The organism is Motilibacter deserti, from assembly GCF_011250635.1.
Taxonomy (GTDB): Bacteria; Actinomycetota; Actinomycetes; order Motilibacterales; family Motilibacteraceae; genus Motilibacter_A; species Motilibacter_A deserti.
Genome location: NZ_JAANNP010000001.1, coordinates 590,933 through 609,328 on the forward strand (window position 1 = coordinate 590,933; position 18,396 = coordinate 609,328).

15 protein-coding genes and 1 pseudogene are annotated in these 18,396 nt (G+C 73.5%); 3 read left to right on the forward strand and 13 right to left on the reverse strand.

Annotated elements, in window-relative coordinates; all coding sequences use genetic code 11:
* The 13 genes and pseudogenes from G9H71_RS23030 to G9H71_RS02775 all read right to left on the reverse strand — a co-directional run.
* Positions 1-498, reverse strand: a pseudogene (locus G9H71_RS23030) (hypothetical protein); the annotation flags it as partial.
* Positions 499-627: 129 nt separating this feature from the next.
* Complete coding sequence (locus G9H71_RS02720; RefSeq protein ID WP_166277385.1) at positions 628-1,488, reverse strand: TIGR03936 family radical SAM-associated protein; 861 nt, start codon at positions 1,486-1,488, stop codon at positions 628-630.
* A gap of 1 nt (position 1,489) precedes the next feature.
* Positions 1,490-3,418 (reverse strand): TIGR03960 family B12-binding radical SAM protein, encoded by a 1,929-nt coding sequence (locus tag G9H71_RS02725; protein WP_166277388.1) that lies wholly within the window; start codon positions 3,416-3,418, stop codon positions 1,490-1,492.
* 40 nt (positions 3,419-3,458) lie between these two features.
* A complete protein-coding gene (locus G9H71_RS02730) occupies positions 3,459-4,724 on the reverse strand; it encodes an MFS transporter (protein ID WP_166277392.1) in 1,266 nt (421 codons plus the stop codon).
* Complete coding sequence (locus G9H71_RS02735; protein ID WP_166277396.1) at positions 4,721-5,302, reverse strand: winged helix-turn-helix domain-containing protein; 582 nt, start codon at positions 5,300-5,302, stop codon at positions 4,721-4,723. Before G9H71_RS02735 ends, G9H71_RS02730 begins: the two co-directional genes overlap by 4 nt.
* 692 nt (positions 5,303-5,994) lie before the next feature.
* Positions 5,995-6,921, reverse strand: coding sequence for a hypothetical protein (locus G9H71_RS02740; protein WP_166277399.1), 927 nt, complete (start codon positions 6,919-6,921; stop codon positions 5,995-5,997).
* Positions 6,922-7,345: 424 nt separating this feature from the next.
* A complete protein-coding gene (gene rodA, locus G9H71_RS02745) occupies positions 7,346-8,548 on the reverse strand; it encodes a rod shape-determining protein RodA (RefSeq protein ID WP_166277402.1) in 1,203 nt (400 codons plus the stop codon).
* Positions 8,548-10,755 carry a penicillin-binding protein 2 gene (mrdA, locus tag G9H71_RS02750; RefSeq protein ID WP_166277405.1) on the reverse strand — a complete coding sequence of 736 codons (2,208 nt, stop codon included), beginning with the start codon at positions 10,753-10,755 and terminating at the stop codon, positions 8,548-8,550. Before mrdA ends, rodA begins: the two co-directional genes overlap by 1 nt.
* A 114-nt stretch (positions 10,756-10,869) precedes the next feature.
* Positions 10,870-11,385 (reverse strand): rod shape-determining protein MreD, encoded by a 516-nt coding sequence (gene mreD / locus G9H71_RS02755; RefSeq protein ID WP_166277408.1) that lies wholly within the window; start codon positions 11,383-11,385, stop codon positions 10,870-10,872.
* A complete protein-coding gene (gene mreC / locus G9H71_RS02760; protein WP_166277411.1) occupies positions 11,382-12,281 on the reverse strand; it encodes a rod shape-determining protein MreC in 900 nt (299 codons plus the stop codon). Before mreC ends, mreD begins: the two co-directional genes overlap by 4 nt.
* A gap of 86 nt (positions 12,282-12,367) precedes the next feature.
* Complete coding sequence (locus tag G9H71_RS02765; protein ID WP_166169464.1) at positions 12,368-13,399, reverse strand: rod shape-determining protein; 1,032 nt, start codon at positions 13,397-13,399, stop codon at positions 12,368-12,370.
* A 290-nt stretch (positions 13,400-13,689) separates the two neighbouring features.
* A complete protein-coding gene (gene ndk / locus G9H71_RS02770) occupies positions 13,690-14,124 on the reverse strand; it encodes a nucleoside-diphosphate kinase (protein WP_166277414.1) in 435 nt (144 codons plus the stop codon).
* An 11-nt stretch (positions 14,125-14,135) separates the two neighbouring features.
* Positions 14,136-14,489, reverse strand: coding sequence for a DUF4233 domain-containing protein (locus G9H71_RS02775; protein WP_166277417.1), 354 nt, complete (start codon positions 14,487-14,489; stop codon positions 14,136-14,138).
* 198 nt (positions 14,490-14,687) lie between these two features.
* On the opposite strand from G9H71_RS02775, the gene G9H71_RS02780 reads away from it, so the two are divergent.
* The 3 genes from G9H71_RS02780 to G9H71_RS02790 are packed head-to-tail and all read left to right on the forward strand — an operon-like array spanning position 14,688 to position 18,393.
* Entirely contained in the window at positions 14,688-16,358 is a 1,671-nt protein-coding gene (locus tag G9H71_RS02780; RefSeq protein WP_166277420.1) for an efflux RND transporter periplasmic adaptor subunit, read from the forward strand.
* Positions 16,355-17,098 carry an ABC transporter ATP-binding protein gene (locus G9H71_RS02785; protein WP_166277423.1) on the forward strand — a complete coding sequence of 248 codons (744 nt, stop codon included), beginning with the start codon at positions 16,355-16,357 and terminating at the stop codon, positions 17,096-17,098. The genes G9H71_RS02780 and G9H71_RS02785 overlap by 4 nt, the downstream gene beginning before the upstream one ends.
* The gene (locus G9H71_RS02790) at positions 17,095-18,393 is read left to right on the forward strand and encodes an ABC transporter permease (protein WP_166277426.1); all 1,299 of its coding nucleotides are present in this window, start codon (positions 17,095-17,097) and stop codon (positions 18,391-18,393) included. Before G9H71_RS02785 ends, G9H71_RS02790 begins: the two co-directional genes overlap by 4 nt.
* Positions 18,394-18,396 lie beyond the last annotated feature (3 nt).

The following is an 18,396-nucleotide window of genomic DNA, read 5'->3' on the forward strand; positions in this document are numbered from 1 at the left end:
CGCGGCGAGGTCCGCGCCTCCAGGCTCGCCCGCCGCGGCAGCGGTGGCCGCGTCGGTGGCGGGCGCAGCAGCAGCGGTCTTGCGGGCCGCCGTCTTGCGCGTGGCCGTCTTGGCCGGAGCCTTCTTCGCCGCGGTCTTGCGGGTGCGGGCACGAGGCGCCGGGGCCTCGGCAGCGGCGGGCGCGTCGGAGCTCGCCGCCCCGTCCCCGCCGGCAGCGGCGTCCGCTCCGGCAGCGCCGTCTGGGACCCCGGTCACGCCGCCGTCGGGAGCGGGAGGCGCGGCGGGAGCGCCACCGGCAGCCGCCGCGTCAGCGCCACCAGCAGCACCGGAGGCCGCCCCAACGGTGTCGGCCTCTCCCCCGGCACTGGGCGGCCCCGCGGGCCGGCTCGCGGCGCGACGTCGGCGCGGTCGCGCCGTCGCCTCAGGACCGCCGGCCGCGGCGTCGCTCGAAGGGGTGGCGCCGGCCATGCCGTCGCCCGGGTTCTCTGTGTCGACCATGAACGGCCGCTCCTGTCCACCCCCGGGCGCCGTGGGGCGCCGCACAGGGGCGCGTCGTGCCGCCGGCAAGCCGGCGGAAGCCTGTTCGGACGCACGCGCGGCGTCGGCTCCTCCGGCGACGGTCGTCGCTCAGGCGGTGCTCGGAATGCCGGACGCGCCGACGGCGTCCCGGTCGTGGGCGAGGGGATCACCCACGATGCCCGTCGCCTCGTCCAGCGGCCCCTGCGCCAGCCGCACCGCGCGGGGCGGCTCCGGCGGCACGAGGTCGGCCACGGAACGGAGTCCAGACAGGACGTCGTCGGGTCGCACAGTCGGGATTCCGTGCCGTACGACCACGTCGAGTATCGCACACGGGCCCTCGCGGCCCTCGCGCTGCGCGCCCGGCGCGTCGAGCGGGCCGCGAGCGGAGTCGTCGAGCGGACCGCGAGCGGAGTCGTCGAGCGGGCCGCGGGCCGAGCCGTCGAGGACGCCGAGCCGCGCGACCGCGCCCCGGGCGTCGAACGTACGGACCCCGTCCTTGGTCAGCCGTTCGACCTTCACCTCGGGCGCCACGAGGAACGCCTCGGCCGCCGCCTCCGCGACTCCGACGCCAACGCCCGGCAGCTCGATCCGCCAGTGCGAGGCCTCGAGCCGGTCGGCAAGCGCCCCCGGCGCCGCCTCGACGATCTCGAGGATGTCCAGGCCCGGGGCGAGCGCGGCGTCCAGCGCGGCCCGGACGGGCTCGAGCTCGACGCGCTCCTGCAGGCCGACCTCCACGTACTCCGCCTCGCTCGCGGTGCCGGTCGGCGCCGCCCCCGCGTACGAGATCTTCGGGTGCGGCGAGAACCCGGCGGAGTACGCCACGGGCACGTTCGCGCGGCGCAGCGCCCGCTCGAACGCGCGCTGGAAGTCGCGGTGGCTGGTGAAGCGGAGCCGGCCGCGCTTGGCCCAGCGGATGCGCAGGCGCTGGACGACGGGCGGCGGCGGCGGGCCCTCGGGCGTACGCGCCAACTCAGCGGCCCACGGGAGTGAGCGGGAGCAGAGTGCGGCCGGTGGGGCCGATCTGGATGTCCGTGCCCATCTGCGGGCAGACGCCGCAGTCGAAGCACGGGTTCCACCGGCAGTCGTCGACCTCGACCTCGTCGACGGCGTCCTGCCAGTCGTCCCACAGCCACTCCTTGTCCAGCCCCGAGTCCAGGTGGTCCCAGGGCAGGACCTCGGCCTTGTCCCGCTCGCGGGTGGTGTACCAGGAGACGTCGACGGGCTCGTCGGCGAGCGCGGAGTCGGCGCAGGCCATCCAGCGGTCGAAGGAGAAGTGCTCGCTCCAGCCGTCGAAGCGGCCGCCGTCCTCGTAGACCGCGCGGATGACCTTGCCGACGCGGCGGTCGCCGCGCGAGAGCAGGCCCTCGACGATGCCGGGCTTGCCGTCGTGGTAGCGGAAGCCGATGGCCTTGGCGTAGTCGCGGTCCGCGCGGATCGCGTCGCGCAGCTTGGCCAGCCGGGCGTCGGTCGTCTCGTGGTCGAGCTGGGCCGCCCACTGGAACGGCGTGTGGGGCTTGGGCACGAACCCGCCGATCGAGACCGTGCAGCGGATGTCGCGCTTGCCGCTGACCTGGCGCCCGGTCTCGATGACCCGCTTGGCCACGCGTGCGATCGCGACGACGTCCTCGTCGGTCTCGGTCGGCAGGCCGCACATGAAGTAGAGCTTCACCTGCCGCCAGCCGGCGCCGTACGCCGCGGCGACCGTGCGGATGAGGTCGTCCTCGGTGACCATCTTGTTGATCACCTTGCGCATGCGGTCCGTGCCGCCTTCCGGGGCGAACGTGAGACCGGAGCGGCGTCCGTTGCGGGTGAGCTCGTTCGCGAGGTCGATGTTGAACGCGTCGACGCGCGTGCTCGGCAGCGACAGCGAGGTGTTGGTGCCCTCGTAGCGGTCGGCCAGGCCCTTGGTGACCTCGGCGATCTCCGAGTGGTCGGCGCTCGAGAGCGAGAGCAGGCCGACCTCCTGGAAGCCGGTCGCCTTGAGCCCGGCGTCGACCATCTCGCCGATCGTCGTGATCGAGCGCTCGCGGACGGGGCGCGTGATCATGCCGGCCTGGCAGAACCGGCAGCCGCGCGTGCAGCCGCGGAAGACCTCGACGCTCATGCGCTCGTGCACGGTCTCGGCGAGCGGGACCAGCGGCTGCTTCGGGTAGGGCCACTCGTCGAGGTTCATGACGGTGTGCTTGCTGACCCGCCACGGGACGCCCGGGGTGTTCGGGACGACGCGGCGGATGCGCCCGTCCTCGAGGTATTCCACGTCGTAGTAGCGCGGGATGTAGACGCTGCCGGTCCTGGCCAGGCGCAGCAGCAGCTCGGCGCGGCCGCCGGGGCTGCCCTCGCCCTTCCACGCGCGGATGACGTCGGTGATGAGGAGAACCGCCTCCTCCCCGTCGCCGAGGACCGCGGCGTCGATGAAGTCGGCGATCGGCTCGGGGTTGAACGCGGCGTGCCCGCCCGCGAGCACGACCGGGTGGGACTCGTCGCGGTCCTTGGCCTCGAGCGGGATCCCCGCGAGGTCCAGCGCCGCGAGCATGTTGGTGTAGCCGAGCTCGGTCGCGAAGCTCAGGCCGAACACGTCGAACGCGCCGACGGGGCGGTGCGCGTCGACCGTGAACTGCGGCACGCCGTGCTCGCGCATCAGGCCCTCGAGGTCCGGCCAGACGCTGTACGTCCGCTCGGCGAGGGTCCCCTCCCGCTCGTTGAGGACCTCGTACAGGATCTGCAGGCCCTGGTTCGGCAGGCCGACCTCGTAGGCGTCGGGGTACATCAGCGCCCAGCGGACGTCACACGCGTCCCAGTCCTTGACCTGCGCGTTCAGCTCGCCACCGACGTACTGCACGGGCTTCTGCACCTGGGTCAACAGGGGCTCGAGCCGTGGGAAGACGGACTCGACAGGCATGGGTGCGTACCTCGAGAGCTCGGGGGCGAATCGTCCCAGCCTAACCCGCGGGCAGCGGTTCGAGCCGGTCCACGGCGTCCGGCTGGCGCGGCGGCTCACCCGACCGGAGGTAGAGCGGAGCGGCCGTCGCCAGCAGCAGGCCGGCGAGCAGCAGGGCCGTCGACGTGCCCCAGCGGCCCGCGACGGCCGGGAGCGCGAGGGTCGCCGGCAGTGCGCCGGCCCGGCTGACGAGGGAGTTCAGCGACAGCACGCTCGCCCGCACGGCCGAGTCCGCTCGAGCGTGCAGCAGCGTCTCGTGGCACGGGCCGCTCGTGCCGTGGACGAGGTAGAACGCGACGAACGCCGTCACGAGGCCCGCGGGGCCGGTCGCGTACGCGAACGCGACCACCGTGCCGCCCTGGAGCACTCGCCCCGCCATGGCGACCGGCACCACGCGGCCCCCCGCGCAACGGACCAGCAAGGGGACGAGCAGCGCCCCACCGGCGCCGACCACCCAGGCCGACGCGCCCATCACGCCGAAGAGCCAGGGATGCTCCTGCCCCGTCGCCGCCTGCACGTGGGGCTGCCAGAGCAGCTCGACCACCGCGAGTCCCGCGCCCCAGGACAGCTCGACGGCCAGGACCAGCCGGAGCGGGCGCAGCGTCCATCCCCGCTTCGCGGCAAGGGCGACCGTGGCGGGCGCGTTCGTGACGGCGGTGCGCAGCGCCGCCCATCCGCGAGCGGGCCGGCGCTCGCGCACGAGCATGACGACCGCGGCCAGGTGCAGCGCCTCCAACACCAGGCACGCGACCACGGCGTTCGCGCGCGGCGTCCCCGCTACTGCTGGAAGCAGGGCGAGGCCGGCTGCAGCGAGCGCGCCCGTGGCGATACTGGTGTAGAGCACGACGCTCGCCCGCGACAGGTCCCGGTGCAGCTCACGGGCGGGCTCGGCCGCAAGGGCCGCGTCGACGTACCACGCCTCCAGCGGCCCGGAGTCGAGCGCGCGGTAGGCCCCTTGCAACGCCCACGCCAGCACGAACGCCTCTGGCGAGCGCGCGACCAGCAGCACCCCGACGCTCGCGATCGCCGTCGCGGAGGCCAGCGCGAGGACGGGGCGGCGGCCCCACGCGTCCGCCAGGCCGCCCGTCGGCAGCTCGAGCAGGACGACGACCACGCCCTGCGTGGCGCTAACCAGGCCGATCTGCGCGAGCGTGAGCCCGCGGTCGAGCTGCAGCAGCACGACGGTCGGGATCAGCAGCCCCGTCGGCAGCCAGCGCAGCGCGGTCACCGTGAGGAACGCGCGGCGGGTCGCGCGCAGGTCGGTCACGGCGTCACGTCGCTGCGCGGGAAGGCCCGGAAGTACGCGACGACGCGCTCGCCGCCGGGCTCGCTCCGGCCCTCCTCCCGGTAGCGCTCGACGACGGCCTCGACCTCGTCGGCCATGGCGCGCAGCCGGTCCGGGGTGAGCCGTAGCACGTAGTCCGCCGCCTCGGACGCCTCCACCCACTCGCGTGGCCACTCGGCCTGGCCCGCGAGCCAGCGCTGGGTCTGGCGCACCTCGTTCTCGAGCTGGCTGCGCAGCAGGAAGTCGGCCGCCTCCGCAGAGCCGGGGTCGCCCAGGAAGTCGGCCGTGCTCCACCGCGTCGACTGGTGGCTCGCCCGCCACCACCGCTCGCGCGCGGTCCCCCGGCCCTCGACCTCCTCCACGAACCCGTGCCGCGCCAGCTGACGCAGGTGGTAGCTCGTCGCGCCCGTCGTCTCGTCGAGCCTGCGGGCCAGCCCCGTTGACGTGGCCGGGCCGTCCAGACGGAGCAGGGCCAGCAGGCGGACGCGCAGCGGGTGCGCGAGCGCTTTGAGGCTGCGCGGGTCGAGCTGCTTGACGCTCTCGCTGCCGTCGGCGGGCATGGTGCAAAGTTATCTTTGCAAAGAAGTGTCGGCAAGAGGGTGAGCCTGGGGCGGGTGCGGGTCGGGGCGGCTCGGTACGGCTCGGTGCGAGGCGGCGAGGCGGCAGCTCCGAGGTGCTCGGTACGGCACAGTCCGACGTGCGCGGTCCGGCGAGGTCCGAGGTGGCACGGCCCAGGCTTCGCAGTGATCACGGGCTTTGGCTGCGACATGCCGGCGTGTCTCGAGCCGAGTCCCCTGCTCGAGCGGACTCGGCGCCTGCGGCACTCCCCGGAGCGCGCGGACGAGCCGTCGTGTGGGCCGGACACGGAACGCAGGACGTGCCCGTCGTTGATCAGGGGACTTGGCTCAACGACACCGGCGCGTCGTCGGCCAAGTCCCGTGATCAACGGGCATATCGCTCGGGCCGGAGGCGGACCTGGGGGCGAACCACGCGTGCGCGCCGGAACGTGAGCGGGCCGGGACGTGAGCGCGCCGGGACGTGAGCGGGCCGGGACGTGAGCGCCCGCAACATGAGCGGCCGCGACATGACCGGCAGAGGGCGGACAGCGGGGACCTCCTGAGCCGAGTCTGAACGAGCGCCGCGTCGTTGGGGCACGCCGTCCACCCGTCGTCGAGCGGAAGCCGCCGGACACCTTCTGGACCGACGGGTCGCGAACAGAGACCGCATGGAGCGCGAGGTGCGGGAAGTGGCGTCAGGCGCTCAAGGCGCGGCGCACCGTCGAGGCGACGTACGGGGGCCGGAGGGCGTCTGCCCACGTGAACCGGACGGTGTCGATACCCAGGATCGTCATCTCGTTCGACCGGTGCCGGTCCCAGCGGACGGAGCGCGCCGAGTCGTGGACAGCGCCGTCCGCCTCGCCGAGGAGGAGCCCGCCGCCCGGCCGTCTCCAGCCCAGGTCACCGATCGCGATCAGGACCCCGTGGTCGTCGCGGACAGCGAGCTGCAGGTGGTCGGGCGGCACGTTCCCGTCCACGCACGCGAGGCGTACCCGTGACTCGATCGGGCTTTCGGCCCGGCCGTCCGCGAGGCCGAGAAGCGCACGCAGCTGCACACAACCCCGTCTGCCCTGGGCCAACTGCTCGACCTCCGGCAGGCCCGTCGGCAGGATCAGGCCCTTGTGCAACGCCGAGTCCAACAGCGACAGCGCCTCGGGGCGCGACACCGACAAGCAGGCGTCAGCGAGAGTCCGCGCGACACCCGTCACCGGCACACCGCGTACGACCTCCCACTGGCTCTGCGTCGACTGCCATTGGCGAACGCGGATGTGCAGCAGGCCCTGACGGACCGGTCGGTGCAGGGGGCGGGGCAGGACCAGCTCGATCTCGTCGTCGTCCGTCCTCAGCCCCTCGACGCCCCACCACCGGGCCGCCGACGTGCCGGCGAGGGCGGCCCCGGGGTGGGCCAGCAACGCTGCTCTCGCCTTGACCTCGAACGACAGCGACTCGTAGCGCGCGGGATCGACGAGATACAGGCCTCGCACGAGCGGCAGCCAGACACGAGCGCTCAGCCGCGCCTTCACCTGGCCCGGCGTCATCCCGAGCTCGATCGCTCGACGCCTCGAGACGAGGCCCGAGTGCAGCTCGGCCCACGCATAGACAGCGGCTTCAGCTTCCCGCACCGCTCGAGCCTTCCGGCGCCGCGGTACGCGTGGTGGCGGGGGGCCGTCAGCTGTGGACGGCCGCGACCCGGTGACCACCTGTGGACGGCCGCGACGCTCCGGCATTACGTGACGGTCTGGCCTTCGGCCGGCCCACATCACAGGCGTCGCACCGCCCTGGCCACCCCGTCCCGCGTCGACACCGCGCCGAGCACGGGTCTTGGCTCCTCGACACCGGCGTGCCCTAGGCCAAGTGCCGTGATCGACGCTGAAGAAGGTCGAGCGCCCGACCCGTCCGGCAGCCGGCCCCAGCGCCCGCCCCGTCCGGCAGCCGGGCCCGCGCCCGGCCCGTCCGGCAGCCAGACCCCAGCGCCTCCCTTGCCTGCCCCGCCCGCCCCGCCCGGCGCGCCTGGCGCGCCCGGCGCGCCTGGGACACGAGCCGCCCTCAGTCCGGCAGCAACGACCGCCTCACGTGGACGTTCTGCAGGAGCCCGATGGCGACGAGGTTCGCGAACATCGACGACCCGCCGTAGGACACGAACGGCAACGGCACGCCAGTGACGGGCATGATCCCGAGCGTCATCCCGATGTTCTCGAACGCTTGGAACGAGAACCAGCACACGACGCCGACCGCGACGAGCCGGCCGAACAGGTCGTCGGCGTGCCAGGCGATCCGGCAGGCGCGCCACAGGATGAGCCCGAGCAGCGCGATGAGCAGGATCCCGCCGCGGAACCCGAGCTCCTCCCCTGCGGTCGTGAAGATGAAGTCGGTCTGCTGCTCGGGGACGAACCCGCCCTGGGTCTGCGGGCCGTGGAAGAGCCCGTGCCCGTCGAGGCCGCCGCCACCGATGGCGATGACGCCCTGGGAGACGTTGTACGCCGCACCGCCCGGGTCGTCGCCCGGGTTGACGAAGGCGGTCAGCCGCTTGACCTGGTAGTCGTCGAGCAGCCCGGCCTGCACCACCGCGAAGGCCACGACGGCGGCCGCGAGCAGCAGCCCCACGACCCAGCGGATCCGGGCACCCGACACCGCGATCATCCCGATGACGATCGAGGAGACGACGAGGGCCGTGCCGAGGTCGGGCTGGAGCATGATGAGCGCCAGCGGCACGGCCGCGCCGACCAGCACGAGCAGCACGTCGGTGTCGCGCGGGGAGTCCTCCGCGTCGCGCTTCTCCGACAGCAGCATCGCCAGGCCGACGACGAGCGCGACCTTGGCGAACTCCGACGGCTGCAGCGAGAAGCCGCCCGGCAGCAGGATCCACGAGTGCGAGCCGCGGATCGTCGCGCCGAGCGGTGAGAGGACGACGAGCAGGCCGACGATCGAGAGCCCGTAGACGATAGGGGCGTACATCCGCAGCGTGCGGTAGTCGAACATCGCCGCACACACGCCGAGCCCGGTGCCGATGAAGATGTTGAGCACGTGCTTCTTGAGGTACGCCTGGGGGTCCCCGCCGGAGTCGATCGCGGCCTGCCGGGTGGCGGACCAGACGAGGAGCGAGCCGACGACGAGCAGCCCGACGACCGCGGCGAGCAGCACCCAGTCCAGCCGGCGCAGCGGGGCGTCCCGGTCGAGCGCGGCCCAGCCGATGCGACGTGGCGGGACGCGGGCCGAGCCTCCGTACGGCGTCTGCGGGTACGCGCTCATCACCCGGTGCCCGCGGACGCGGTCGAGCGCGGGGTGCGGGCGGGGGTCTTCGGCTTCGCCGCGGCCTTGCGCGCCGCGGACGCGGGCGGCAGCACTCGTCCGTCCTCGGTGATCCGCGGCAGCCCCTTCGGCGGGGCGGCGCCCGGCTGCAGCGCGGTCGCCGGCCGCACCGTCGAGCCCGAGACGCCCAGCAGCTTCTCGTAGATCTTGCGCACCTGCGGGCCGGAGGTCCCGGAGCCGGTGCCGCCCTGGGTCACCATCATCACGATCGCGTACTGCGGCTTGTCGGCCGGTGCGTACGAGGCGAACCACGACGTCGACTGCTTGCCGAAGACCTCGGCGGTCCCGGTCTTCGAGGCCATCGGGACCTGGTCGAGCGGCCATCCGCGGAAGACGCCGGCGCCGGTACCGGTGACGCTGACCTTGGTGAGCGCGCGCTGCAGGAAGCTCAGCGTGTCCTTGCTGACCGGGAGCTTGCCGGCGCTCTTCGGGGCGAACTGCTTGACGACGGTCCCGTCCGGGCGCATCACCGACTTGGCCACCTGCGGCACCCAGAGCGTCCCGCCGTTCGCGACGGCGGCGTAGACGCGGGCCATCTGCAGCGGCGTCACGAGCACGTCGCCCTGCCCGATGGCGAAGTTCGCCTCGTCGCCGGGGCCGTAGCGCCAGCCGTCGGTGCAGTTCTCCTTCGCCAGCTGCAGCAGGAACGCGGCCCGCGCCCGGTCCTCGACCTCCGGGTAGCCCTTCTTGGCGCGGACGCACGCGGCGGCCTTCGTGGCCTTCCAGTACGCCTGCTTCCACTCCCGGCCGGGGATGCGGCCGCCGGCCTCGGCCGGCAGGTCGATGCCCGTCGCCTCGCCGAGCCCGTAGCCCTTGGCGGCCTGGACGAACGGGTCCTTGGCGTCGCTTCGCTGCTCGTAGCCACCCAGCCGGTTCCAGACGGTGTCTGCGAAGTAGTACCAGTTGGTGTCGCAGGACACCTCGATCGCGCGCTCGAAGGAGATGACGCCGTAGGCCGCGGACTCGTAGTTCTTCTTCAGGTGGTTGCCGACGTTGTACGTGCCCGGGCAGTTGTACGACCGGTGCACCGAGAAGCCGGCGTCCACCGCCGCCGCCGTGGACACGGCCTTGAAGATCGAGCCGGGGGCGTACTCACCCTGGGTGGCGCGGTTGAGGATCTTGTAGTTGCCGGCAGCCCCGGTGATGCCCTCGTACTCGTCCTGGCTGATCCCGCCGACCCAGATGTTCGGCCGGTAGGTCGGGTAGCTCGCCATCGCGACGACGCCGCCGGTGCGTACGTCCATGACGACCGCCGACGCCGAGTCGGCCTTGAACTTCTGCCCGCCCTTGTTGGGGTCGCCCGTCGTCCGCGCGCCCTTGACCGCCGCGGCGAGCGCGTCCTCGGTCGCCTTCTGCACGGCCGCGTCGAGGTGGGTGACGACGTAGTCGCCCGGTGTGGCGTCCGTCTCGCTGATCGTGCCGGTGACCCCGCCCTGAGAGTCGACGGAGAGGCGGCGTACGCCCGGCGTCCCGCGCAGGTAGGCGTCGTACTCCTTCTCGATCCCGGCCCGCCCGACGAGGTCGCTGCTCTGCAGCGGGCGCCCGTCGGCCTGTGCCTGGGCGACCTCGTCCTCGGTGACCGGGCCGAGGTAGCCGAGCACGTGCGCGGCGTTGGCGCCGACCCCGCCCCCCGCGTAGTCGCGGACGGACTGCTGCTCGGCGGTGACGCCGGGGAAGTCCTCGCGCCGCTCGAGGATCTGCTGGACCGCGTCCATCATGTCGTCGTCGGCGCCGTCGGCGACCGGGATCGGCTGGTAGGGCGAGCCGTTCCAGCACACGTTGCGCACGGCGCCGGGCTGCCCGCACACGGTGGTGCGCGCCTTGAGGTCGGCGTAGTCCACGTCGAGGACCTCGGCCAGCCGCGTGAGCAGGCTCTTGCCCCCGTCGCTCTGGCGCAGCAGCTCGGTCCGGCTGACCGAGACGACGAGCGCGGTGCGGTTGCGGGCGAGCGGACGGCCGCTCACGTCGACGACCAGGCCCCTCGTCGCGGGCGTGACGATGTCGCGTACGCGGTTGCTGGTCGCCGCGGCCTCGTAGGCCTCACCGCTGTGGACCTGGAGGAACCAGAGGCGCCCGCCCAGCGTCGCGATGAGCGAGAGCACCAGGACCTGCAGGACGACGAGCCGCAGGCCGGACCGCTCATTCACGGGCACATTCCTTCACTGGCTCAGAAGTCTGGGCATACGCCGATCACGACGAGCTGCGGTGCCGGTCCGTTCCCGGGGTGGCGGGCACCACCGGAGGCTCTCGGGGAGGCAGCTTCAACGTCGGAAGTCTGGTTCAGGATCGATGCGTCGTGCCAGCCCCCCGACGACGGGGACGACGACCGCCGTCAGCACCACATCGTAGATGACCGAGGACGTCACGAGGCTCGGCACGCGGGCCCACTCGACCCCGTCGTCCCCCACGAGCGAGGCGAGCGCGGCGTAGCCCAGCACCGAGGCCGCGCTGGCCAGCGTGACCGCGAAGAGCGCCACGACGGGCGTGTCGTCGGCGTCCTCGAAGACGCGCCCGACAGCGAACCCGACGAGCAGGAAGACCGCCGCCCAGCGCCCCGCCCCGCCGTCCGACGGCGGAGTCAGGTCGACCACGAGGCCGGCGGCGAACCCGACGACCGCGCCGTCCAGCGGCCCCCACCGCAGCGCGAGCGCGACCACGACGAGCAGGACGACGTCGGGCGTCGCGCCCGGCAGCCCGAGCGGGGCCAGGACGGCGAGCTCGAGCACCGCCCCGCAGAGCACGAGCAGCGCGGCGAGCCCGACGCGCGGCAGGCTCACCGCGAGGCCCGGGCGGACGCCGACGGCGACGGCGTGCCGGCAGCCCGGCGGCGGGCGGGCGCGCTCGCGCTGGGCGTCGCGGCCGGCACCGGGCCGCGGGCCTCCCGCTCGCCCGGCAGGACGACGGCGACCGTGTCGAGCGCGGCGAAGTCGACGGCCGGGGTGACCGTGGCGCGCGTGGTCAGCGTGCCGGGGACGCGGCGTACGTCCGCCACCCGGCCCACGAGCACGTCGGCCACCAGCGGCGCCTCGCCGACCGAGCCGACCGTGACGAGCGCGGTCCCGGGCTCGAGGGTCACCGGCTCGTAGATCGTGAGCGCCAGCGGCTTGCCCTCGCCCTGGCCCTCGACGAAGCCGGTCGTGCCGGTCGTCCCGACGCGGACGCGCGCGACGAAGTCGGGGTCGGTCGCGAGCAGCACCGTGGAGGTCGAGCGCGCGGCGCCCTTCACCCGGCCGACCAGGCCGTCGCCGTTGATCACCGTGGTGTCGTCGCGTACGCCGTCGACGCTCCCGACGTCGATCGAGGCCGTGGTCGTGAACCCCTGCGCGCGCGAGAGCGCCGTCACGCGGGCGGCGACGTTGGCGAACCGGCGCAGGGTCGGCTGCCGGGAGAGCTCGTCGTACTCGGCCAGGCGGCGCAGGTCGTTCGCGCGCGTCGCCGCGTCCTGGCGCAGCTGCTGGTTCTCCGCCTCGAGCCGCTCGATCTGCGCGTCCTTCGACCCCAGCTCGCGCAGGTCGTCGACCAGGCCGGTCACCGGGCGGACAGCGGCGGAGACCCCCGACTGCACGGGGCCGAGCACGTCCGCGAGGACCGAACGGACCGGCGCGAGCGGGCCGTCGCCGGACGTGCGGTCGTCCAGCATGACCAGGGTCAGCGCGGTGAGCAGGAGGAGCACGAGAACGATCCGGGTCCGCCGGGTGTCACGTCCCATCCGGTGCCGCCAACGGTCCTGCCCTCACGCCCGCGCGGCCGAGCGCCCCGTCAATGACGCGGCTCGGACAGCAGGACCTGCTGGAGCTCCTCGAACTCCTCGACGCACTTGCCCGAGCCCATGGCGACCGAGTCCAGCGGCCGGTCCGTGACGTGGATCGGCATGCCGGTCTCGTGGCGGAGCCGCTCGTCGAGGCCGTGCAGCATCGCGCCGCCGCCGGCGAGCACGATGCCGCGGTCCATGATGTCGCCGGACAGCTCCGGCGGGCACTTGTCGAGGGTGGTCTTGACCGCGTCGACAATCGCGTTGACCGGCTCCTCGATCGCCTTGCGGACCTCCTCCGCGCTGACCACGATCGTCTTCGGCAGCCCGGAGACGAGGTCGCGCCCGCGGATCTCGGCGTTGGGCTCGTCGGGCAGCGGGAACGCCGACCCGATCGCCATCTTGATCTCCTCGGCGGTGCGCTCGCCGAGCATGAGGCTGTATTCCTTCTTGACGTACTGGATGATCGCGTTGTCCAGCTCGTCGCCGCCGACGCGGATCGACTGGCTGGTGACGATGCCGCCGAGCGAGATCACCGCGACCTCGGTCGTGCCGCCGCCGATGTCGACGATCATGTTGCCGGTCGGCTCGTGCACGGGCAGCCCGGCTCCGATCGCCGCAGCCATCGGCTCCTCGATGATGTAGACCTTGCGCGCGCCCGCGGCGTAGCCCGCGTCCTTGACCGCTCGCTGCTCGACCCCGGTGATCCCGCTGGGCACGCACACGACGAGCCGCGGGTGGGAGAAGCGCCGCCGCCGGTGCACCTTCTGGATGAAGTAGCGGAGCATCTTCTCGGTCGTGTCGAAGTCGGCGATGACGCCGTCCTTCAAGGGCCGGATGGCGACGATGTTGCCGGGCGTGCGCCCGATCATCTTCTTCGCCTCGGCGCCCACCGCGAGGATGCCGCCGGTGCCGGTGTTGATGGCGACCACGCTCGGCTCGTTGAGCACGATGCCGCGGCCCCGGACGTAGACGAGGGTGTTGGCCGTTCCGAGGTCGACGGCCATGTCACGGCCGATGAAGCCAAGCTTGTTCGCCATGGAGTGTGGGGCGGCCTTCCGGGTCGCTAGGGCGTTGGTGCGCGGTCCTCGCCGTCCGCGGACGGCCCGCCCATGCTAGCCCGGTCGGGGGACACCTCCAGCGCCTCGACAGGCCGGTTGTGGACGTACGCACCACCACCGCGCCGCCTGTGGGTCAACGCCGACCGAGGCCTCGATCCCGGGGAAGCGGCCGCTGTCAGGCGGCGTGTCGCGGCCGCCTTCCTCCGAGGTTCGCGAGCGTCGGCTCGGGGCCGCGGTGCGCCCGCGGGGACCGGGTGCCGCCGGCCGCGTCAGAGCGAGGGGAAGTAGATCGCGATCTCGCGCTCGGCCGACTCCGGGGAGTCCGAGCCGTGGACGATGTTCTCAATGACCTTCTTGCCCCAGTCGCGGGCCAGGTCTCCCCGGATGGACCCGGGGGCCGCGACGGTCGGGTCGGTCGCGCCGGCGATGGACCGGAAGCCCTCGATCACGCGCTGGCCCTCGACGACGGCCGCGACGATCGGGCCGGAGGTGATGAACTCGAGCAGGGGCTCGAAGAACGGCTTGCCCTCGTGCTCGGCGTAGTGCCGGCTCGCGGTCTCGCGGTCGAGCTGGCGCAGCTCGAGGGCGACGAGCCGGTAGCCCTTGGCCTCGATCCGGCGGAGCACCTCGCCGGTGAGGCCGCGGGCGACGCCGTCGGGCTTGACGAGGACGAGGGTGCGCTCGATCTGCTGGGTGTCGCTCACGCCGCCGGAGCCTAGCGAGCGCCGGCCGCCCGCTCGACCCCGGCCGCGGACCGGGCCATCCGCTCGACGCGCGCCGAGAGCACGAGGAAGACGAACCACATCGCGGCGAAGAGCGTGCCCAGCAGCCACATGGCCGGCACGACCAGCCCGCTCGCGACGACCGCGACCTGCAGCAGCGAGCCCAGGACGTACGCCCAGCGGTGGCGCAGCAGCCCCACGACGAGCAGGCAGGCGATCGCGAGCGACCCGCCCATCGCCACGACGGAACCCGTCGGCAGGTCCGAGAGGTTGGCGGCTACGAGCATCGCGAAGAAGACGACGAACGCCTCGAACGTGAGGACGATCGCGGCGAGGGAACGGCGCACCCGCTGAGCGTACGGCGCGCCCGGGCGTACGGCACGGCCACTGCCCGCCGCGGCGCCCGGCTGCTCCCAGGCTCCTCCCAGGCTGCCCACATCAGCTGCTCATCCGCCTCCCGGACAGTGCTCGCAGTCGAGCAGCCGGGGGGTTGGAGGCGTCATGCGTACGGTCCGAGCAGAGTTCCGGGATCCAAGGGTGCCGCGGTGAGCCGCCGCCTGCTCGTGATCAACTGCGTGCTCGCGCTGGCGCTCGTCGCCTCGGGGATCGGGGCGTACCTGCTCGTCAGCGGGCCGGCGGAGGCCGAGTCGGGGGACGTGCGCACCGCCCGGGTCGCCCGCGCGACGGTGACCTCGACGGTCTCCGCGAGTGGCAACGCGGCCTCGGTGGCCACCTCGGAGCTGAGCTTCAGCAGCAGCGGCGAGGTCACGGCGCTGCGCGTGAAGGTCGGCGACGTGGTCGACGAGGGCGAGGTCCTGGCGACGATCGACACCGCCGTCGCCGAGCAGGCCGTGGCGTCGGCCAAGGCCCAGCTGGAGTCCGCGCAGGCGCAGCTGGAGACCGTGCAGCAGGGCCAGAGCGACGCCGAGGCCACGAAGGACGCGCTGGCCGTGGAGTCGGCCCAGCTGGCGGTCGAGAGCGCGCAGTCGGCCCTCGCCCAGGCGAAGAAGCAGGCTGCGTTGGACGCGCAGCAGCAGGCACAGAACGTCGCGGCCGCGGAGAAGGCGGCCAAGGCCGCGTCCGCGTCGAGCGTGAGCCGCAGCGCGGCCCAGCCCTCCCCCTCGGCCGGCAGCGGGAGCGGCTCGTCCGGGTCGGGCAGCTCGTCCGGCACGGGCGGGTCCGGCAGCTCCAGCGGGTCCGGCTCCACGGGCTCCGGCACCTCCACCGGGACGTCCAGCGCGTCGTCCGCCGTCGATGCCGTCACCGCCGCGAAGCAGCAGCAGGCGCAGTCCGCGCTCGCGAACGAGCAGGCCGTCACCAAGGCCGAGGAGCAGCTGGAGTCCGCGCAGAACTCGCTCGCGCAGCAGAAGGCCTCCGCTGCGACGAATGCCGAGGGGCCGACCGCCGCCGAGGTGGCGTCCGCCGAGGCGGACGTGGAGTCCGCCCGGTCCCAGGTCGAGGAGGCGGAGGAGGCGCTCGAGGGGACGACCCTGCGCGCTCCGCATGCGGGGACGGTGACGCAGGTCAACGGCAAGGTCGGTGACGAGGTGTCGGCCGGGTCGACATCCTCGACGTCGGGCTCCGCGTCCGGCGGCAGCTCCGCAGCGGGCGGCACGGCCGGCGCCGGCAGCAGCACGACGTCCACGTCCTCGTCGGCCGCGTCGTCCTCCGGCGCGTTCCTCGTCGTCAGCGACCTCGCGGCGCTCGAGATCACCGCAGACGTCGCCGAGGCGGACGCCGCCTCGGTGAAGGTCGGGCAGACGGCGAGCGTGACGTTCTCGGCCACGAGCACCACCGTCGACGGCACCGTGACCGCCGTCGCCCTGGAGGGCACGACCAGCAACAACGTCGTGCAGTACCCGGTCACGGTCCGCGTCGACGCCGCGCCGGAGGACGTCCGGCCCGGTGCGTCCGCGAGCGTGACGATCACCACCGGGAGCGCCGACGACGTGCTGGCCGTCGCCAGCAGCGCGCTCACCACGGTGGGCAACCGCTCCACCGCGACGGTCGTCCGGGACGGCCGGCAGCAGGTCGTCAGCGTGCAGACCGGCCTCGTCGGCAACACCACCACCGAGGTCACCAGCGGCCTGGCCGAAGGGGACACCCTCGTGCTGCCGACGACCACGAGCGGCACGACGGGCACCACCGGGTTCCCCGGCGCCGGCCGCGGGCTGACCGGCGTCGGCGGCGGCTTCGGGGCCGGGGGCCGGTCGTGAGCACGCGCCCTGTGGTCGACCTGCGGGCGATCACGAAGACCTACGGCGAGGGCGAGACGTCCGTGCACGCGGTCGCGGGCGTCGACCTCCTGGTCGAGCGCGGCGACTACGTCGCGATCATGGGCGCTTCGGGCTCCGGCAAGTCCACGCTGATGAACATCATCGGCTGCCTGGACGCGCCGTCGTCCGGCCGCTACCTGCTCGACGCCGTCGACGTGCGGCGGCTGGTCGAGCGCCAGCTCTCGATCGTGCGCAACCGCAAGATCGGCTTCATCTTCCAGTCCTTCAACCTCATCCCGCGCACCAGCGCGCTCGCCAACGTCGAGCTCCCACTGGCGTACGCGGGGGTGAAGCCGGCCGAGCGGCGGCAGCGGGCGCTGGCCGCGCTCGAGCAGGTCGGGCTCGCGGACCGGACGACCCACCTGCCGTCCGAGCTGTCCGGCGGCCAGCAGCAGCGCGTCGCGGTCGCGCGGGCGATCGTCACCGCCCCAGTCCTGCTGCTCGCGGACGAGCCGACCGGGGCGCTGGACTCGCGCTCCACCGCGGACGTCCTGGCGCTCTTCGACGAGCTCAACGTCTCCGGCCGCACCCTCGTCGTCATCACGCACGAGGACGAGGTGGCCGACCGGGCCAAGCGCGTCGTCCGGATGCGCGACGGGCTGGTCCAGTCGGACGTACGCCGTGCGCCGGTCGCCGGGCCGCCGCCCGGGCCGTCCGTGCTCGCGGCGGCCGCGTCGTGAACCTGCGCGAGAGCGCCCGCTTCGCGGTGCGCGGCGTCGCGGCGAACAAGCTGCGCTCGGCCCTCACCACGCTCGGCATCCTCATCGGCGTCGCCGCCGTGATCATCCTGGTCGCCGTCGGGACGGGCTCGAGCAAGGCGGTGGCCGACTCGATCAGCGCCCTGGGCAGCAACGTCCTGACGGTCAGTGCGTCGGCCGGCGGTACGGGCGGGCGCGGCGGGGCGGGCGGCTTCGGCGGTGGAGGGTTCCCGGGAGCACCCGGCGGCGCCGCGGGCGGCACCGGCGTGGACTCGGGCACGCAGACCCGCAACGCCGCACTGACGCTCGAGGACGCGCAGGCGCTCGTGGACGACGAGCTCGCGCCCAGCGTGCTGTCGGTCGCGCCGGTCGTGTCCGCGTCGTCGGTCACCGCGACGTACGAGGGCGCGACGCACACGGTCTCCACGTTCACGGGGACGTCGCCGAGCTACCTGCGGAACGACAACGACACCGTGCAGGCGGGGTCGGCCTTCTCCGACTCGGACTACTCGCAGCGCCGCCGAGTGGCCCTGCTCGGCGTGACCGTCGCGGAGGAGCTGGTGGGCGGCACCGGGCTCGATGCGGTCGGCAAGACTGTGCAGTTCAACGGCGTGGAGTTCACGGTGCTCGGGGTGCTGGCGCAGAAGGGCAGCACCGGACCACAGGACTCCGACGACCGCGTCATCGCGCCGCTGCCGGCGGTGCAGGACACCCTCACCGGCTACGGCAGCCTGAACAGCATTTCGGTGAAGGCAACATCGGCCGACACGGTCGATGCCGCGCAGAGCGAGGTGGCGTCGATCCTCAACGGACGGCACCACGTGACCTCGGCGACCGCCGACTACACGATCCGCTCGTCGTCGTCGATCCTCTCGGCCGCGACGTCGAGCAACCAGACCTTCACGGTCCTGCTCGCGTCGGTCGCGGCCATCAGCCTGCTCGTCGGCGGGATCGGCGTCATGAACATCATGCTCGTGACCGTCACCGAGCGGACCCGGGAGATCGGCATCCGCAAGGCCATCGGCGCCGGCAAGGGCGACATCGTGAGCCAGTTCCTGCTGGAGGCGGTGCTGCTGTCGGTCCTCGGCGGCCTGGCCGGCGTCGCCGTCGGCATCGTCGGGTCGAGGTTCGAGATCGTCGGCGTGCAGCCGGTGGTGGCGCCGTACTCCGTCGCCCTCGCCTTCGGCGTCTCCGTCGCGGTCGGCCTCTTCTTCGGCCTCTACCCCGCCAACCGCGCCGCCTCGCTGCGGCCCATCGACGCCCTCCGCTACGAGTGACCC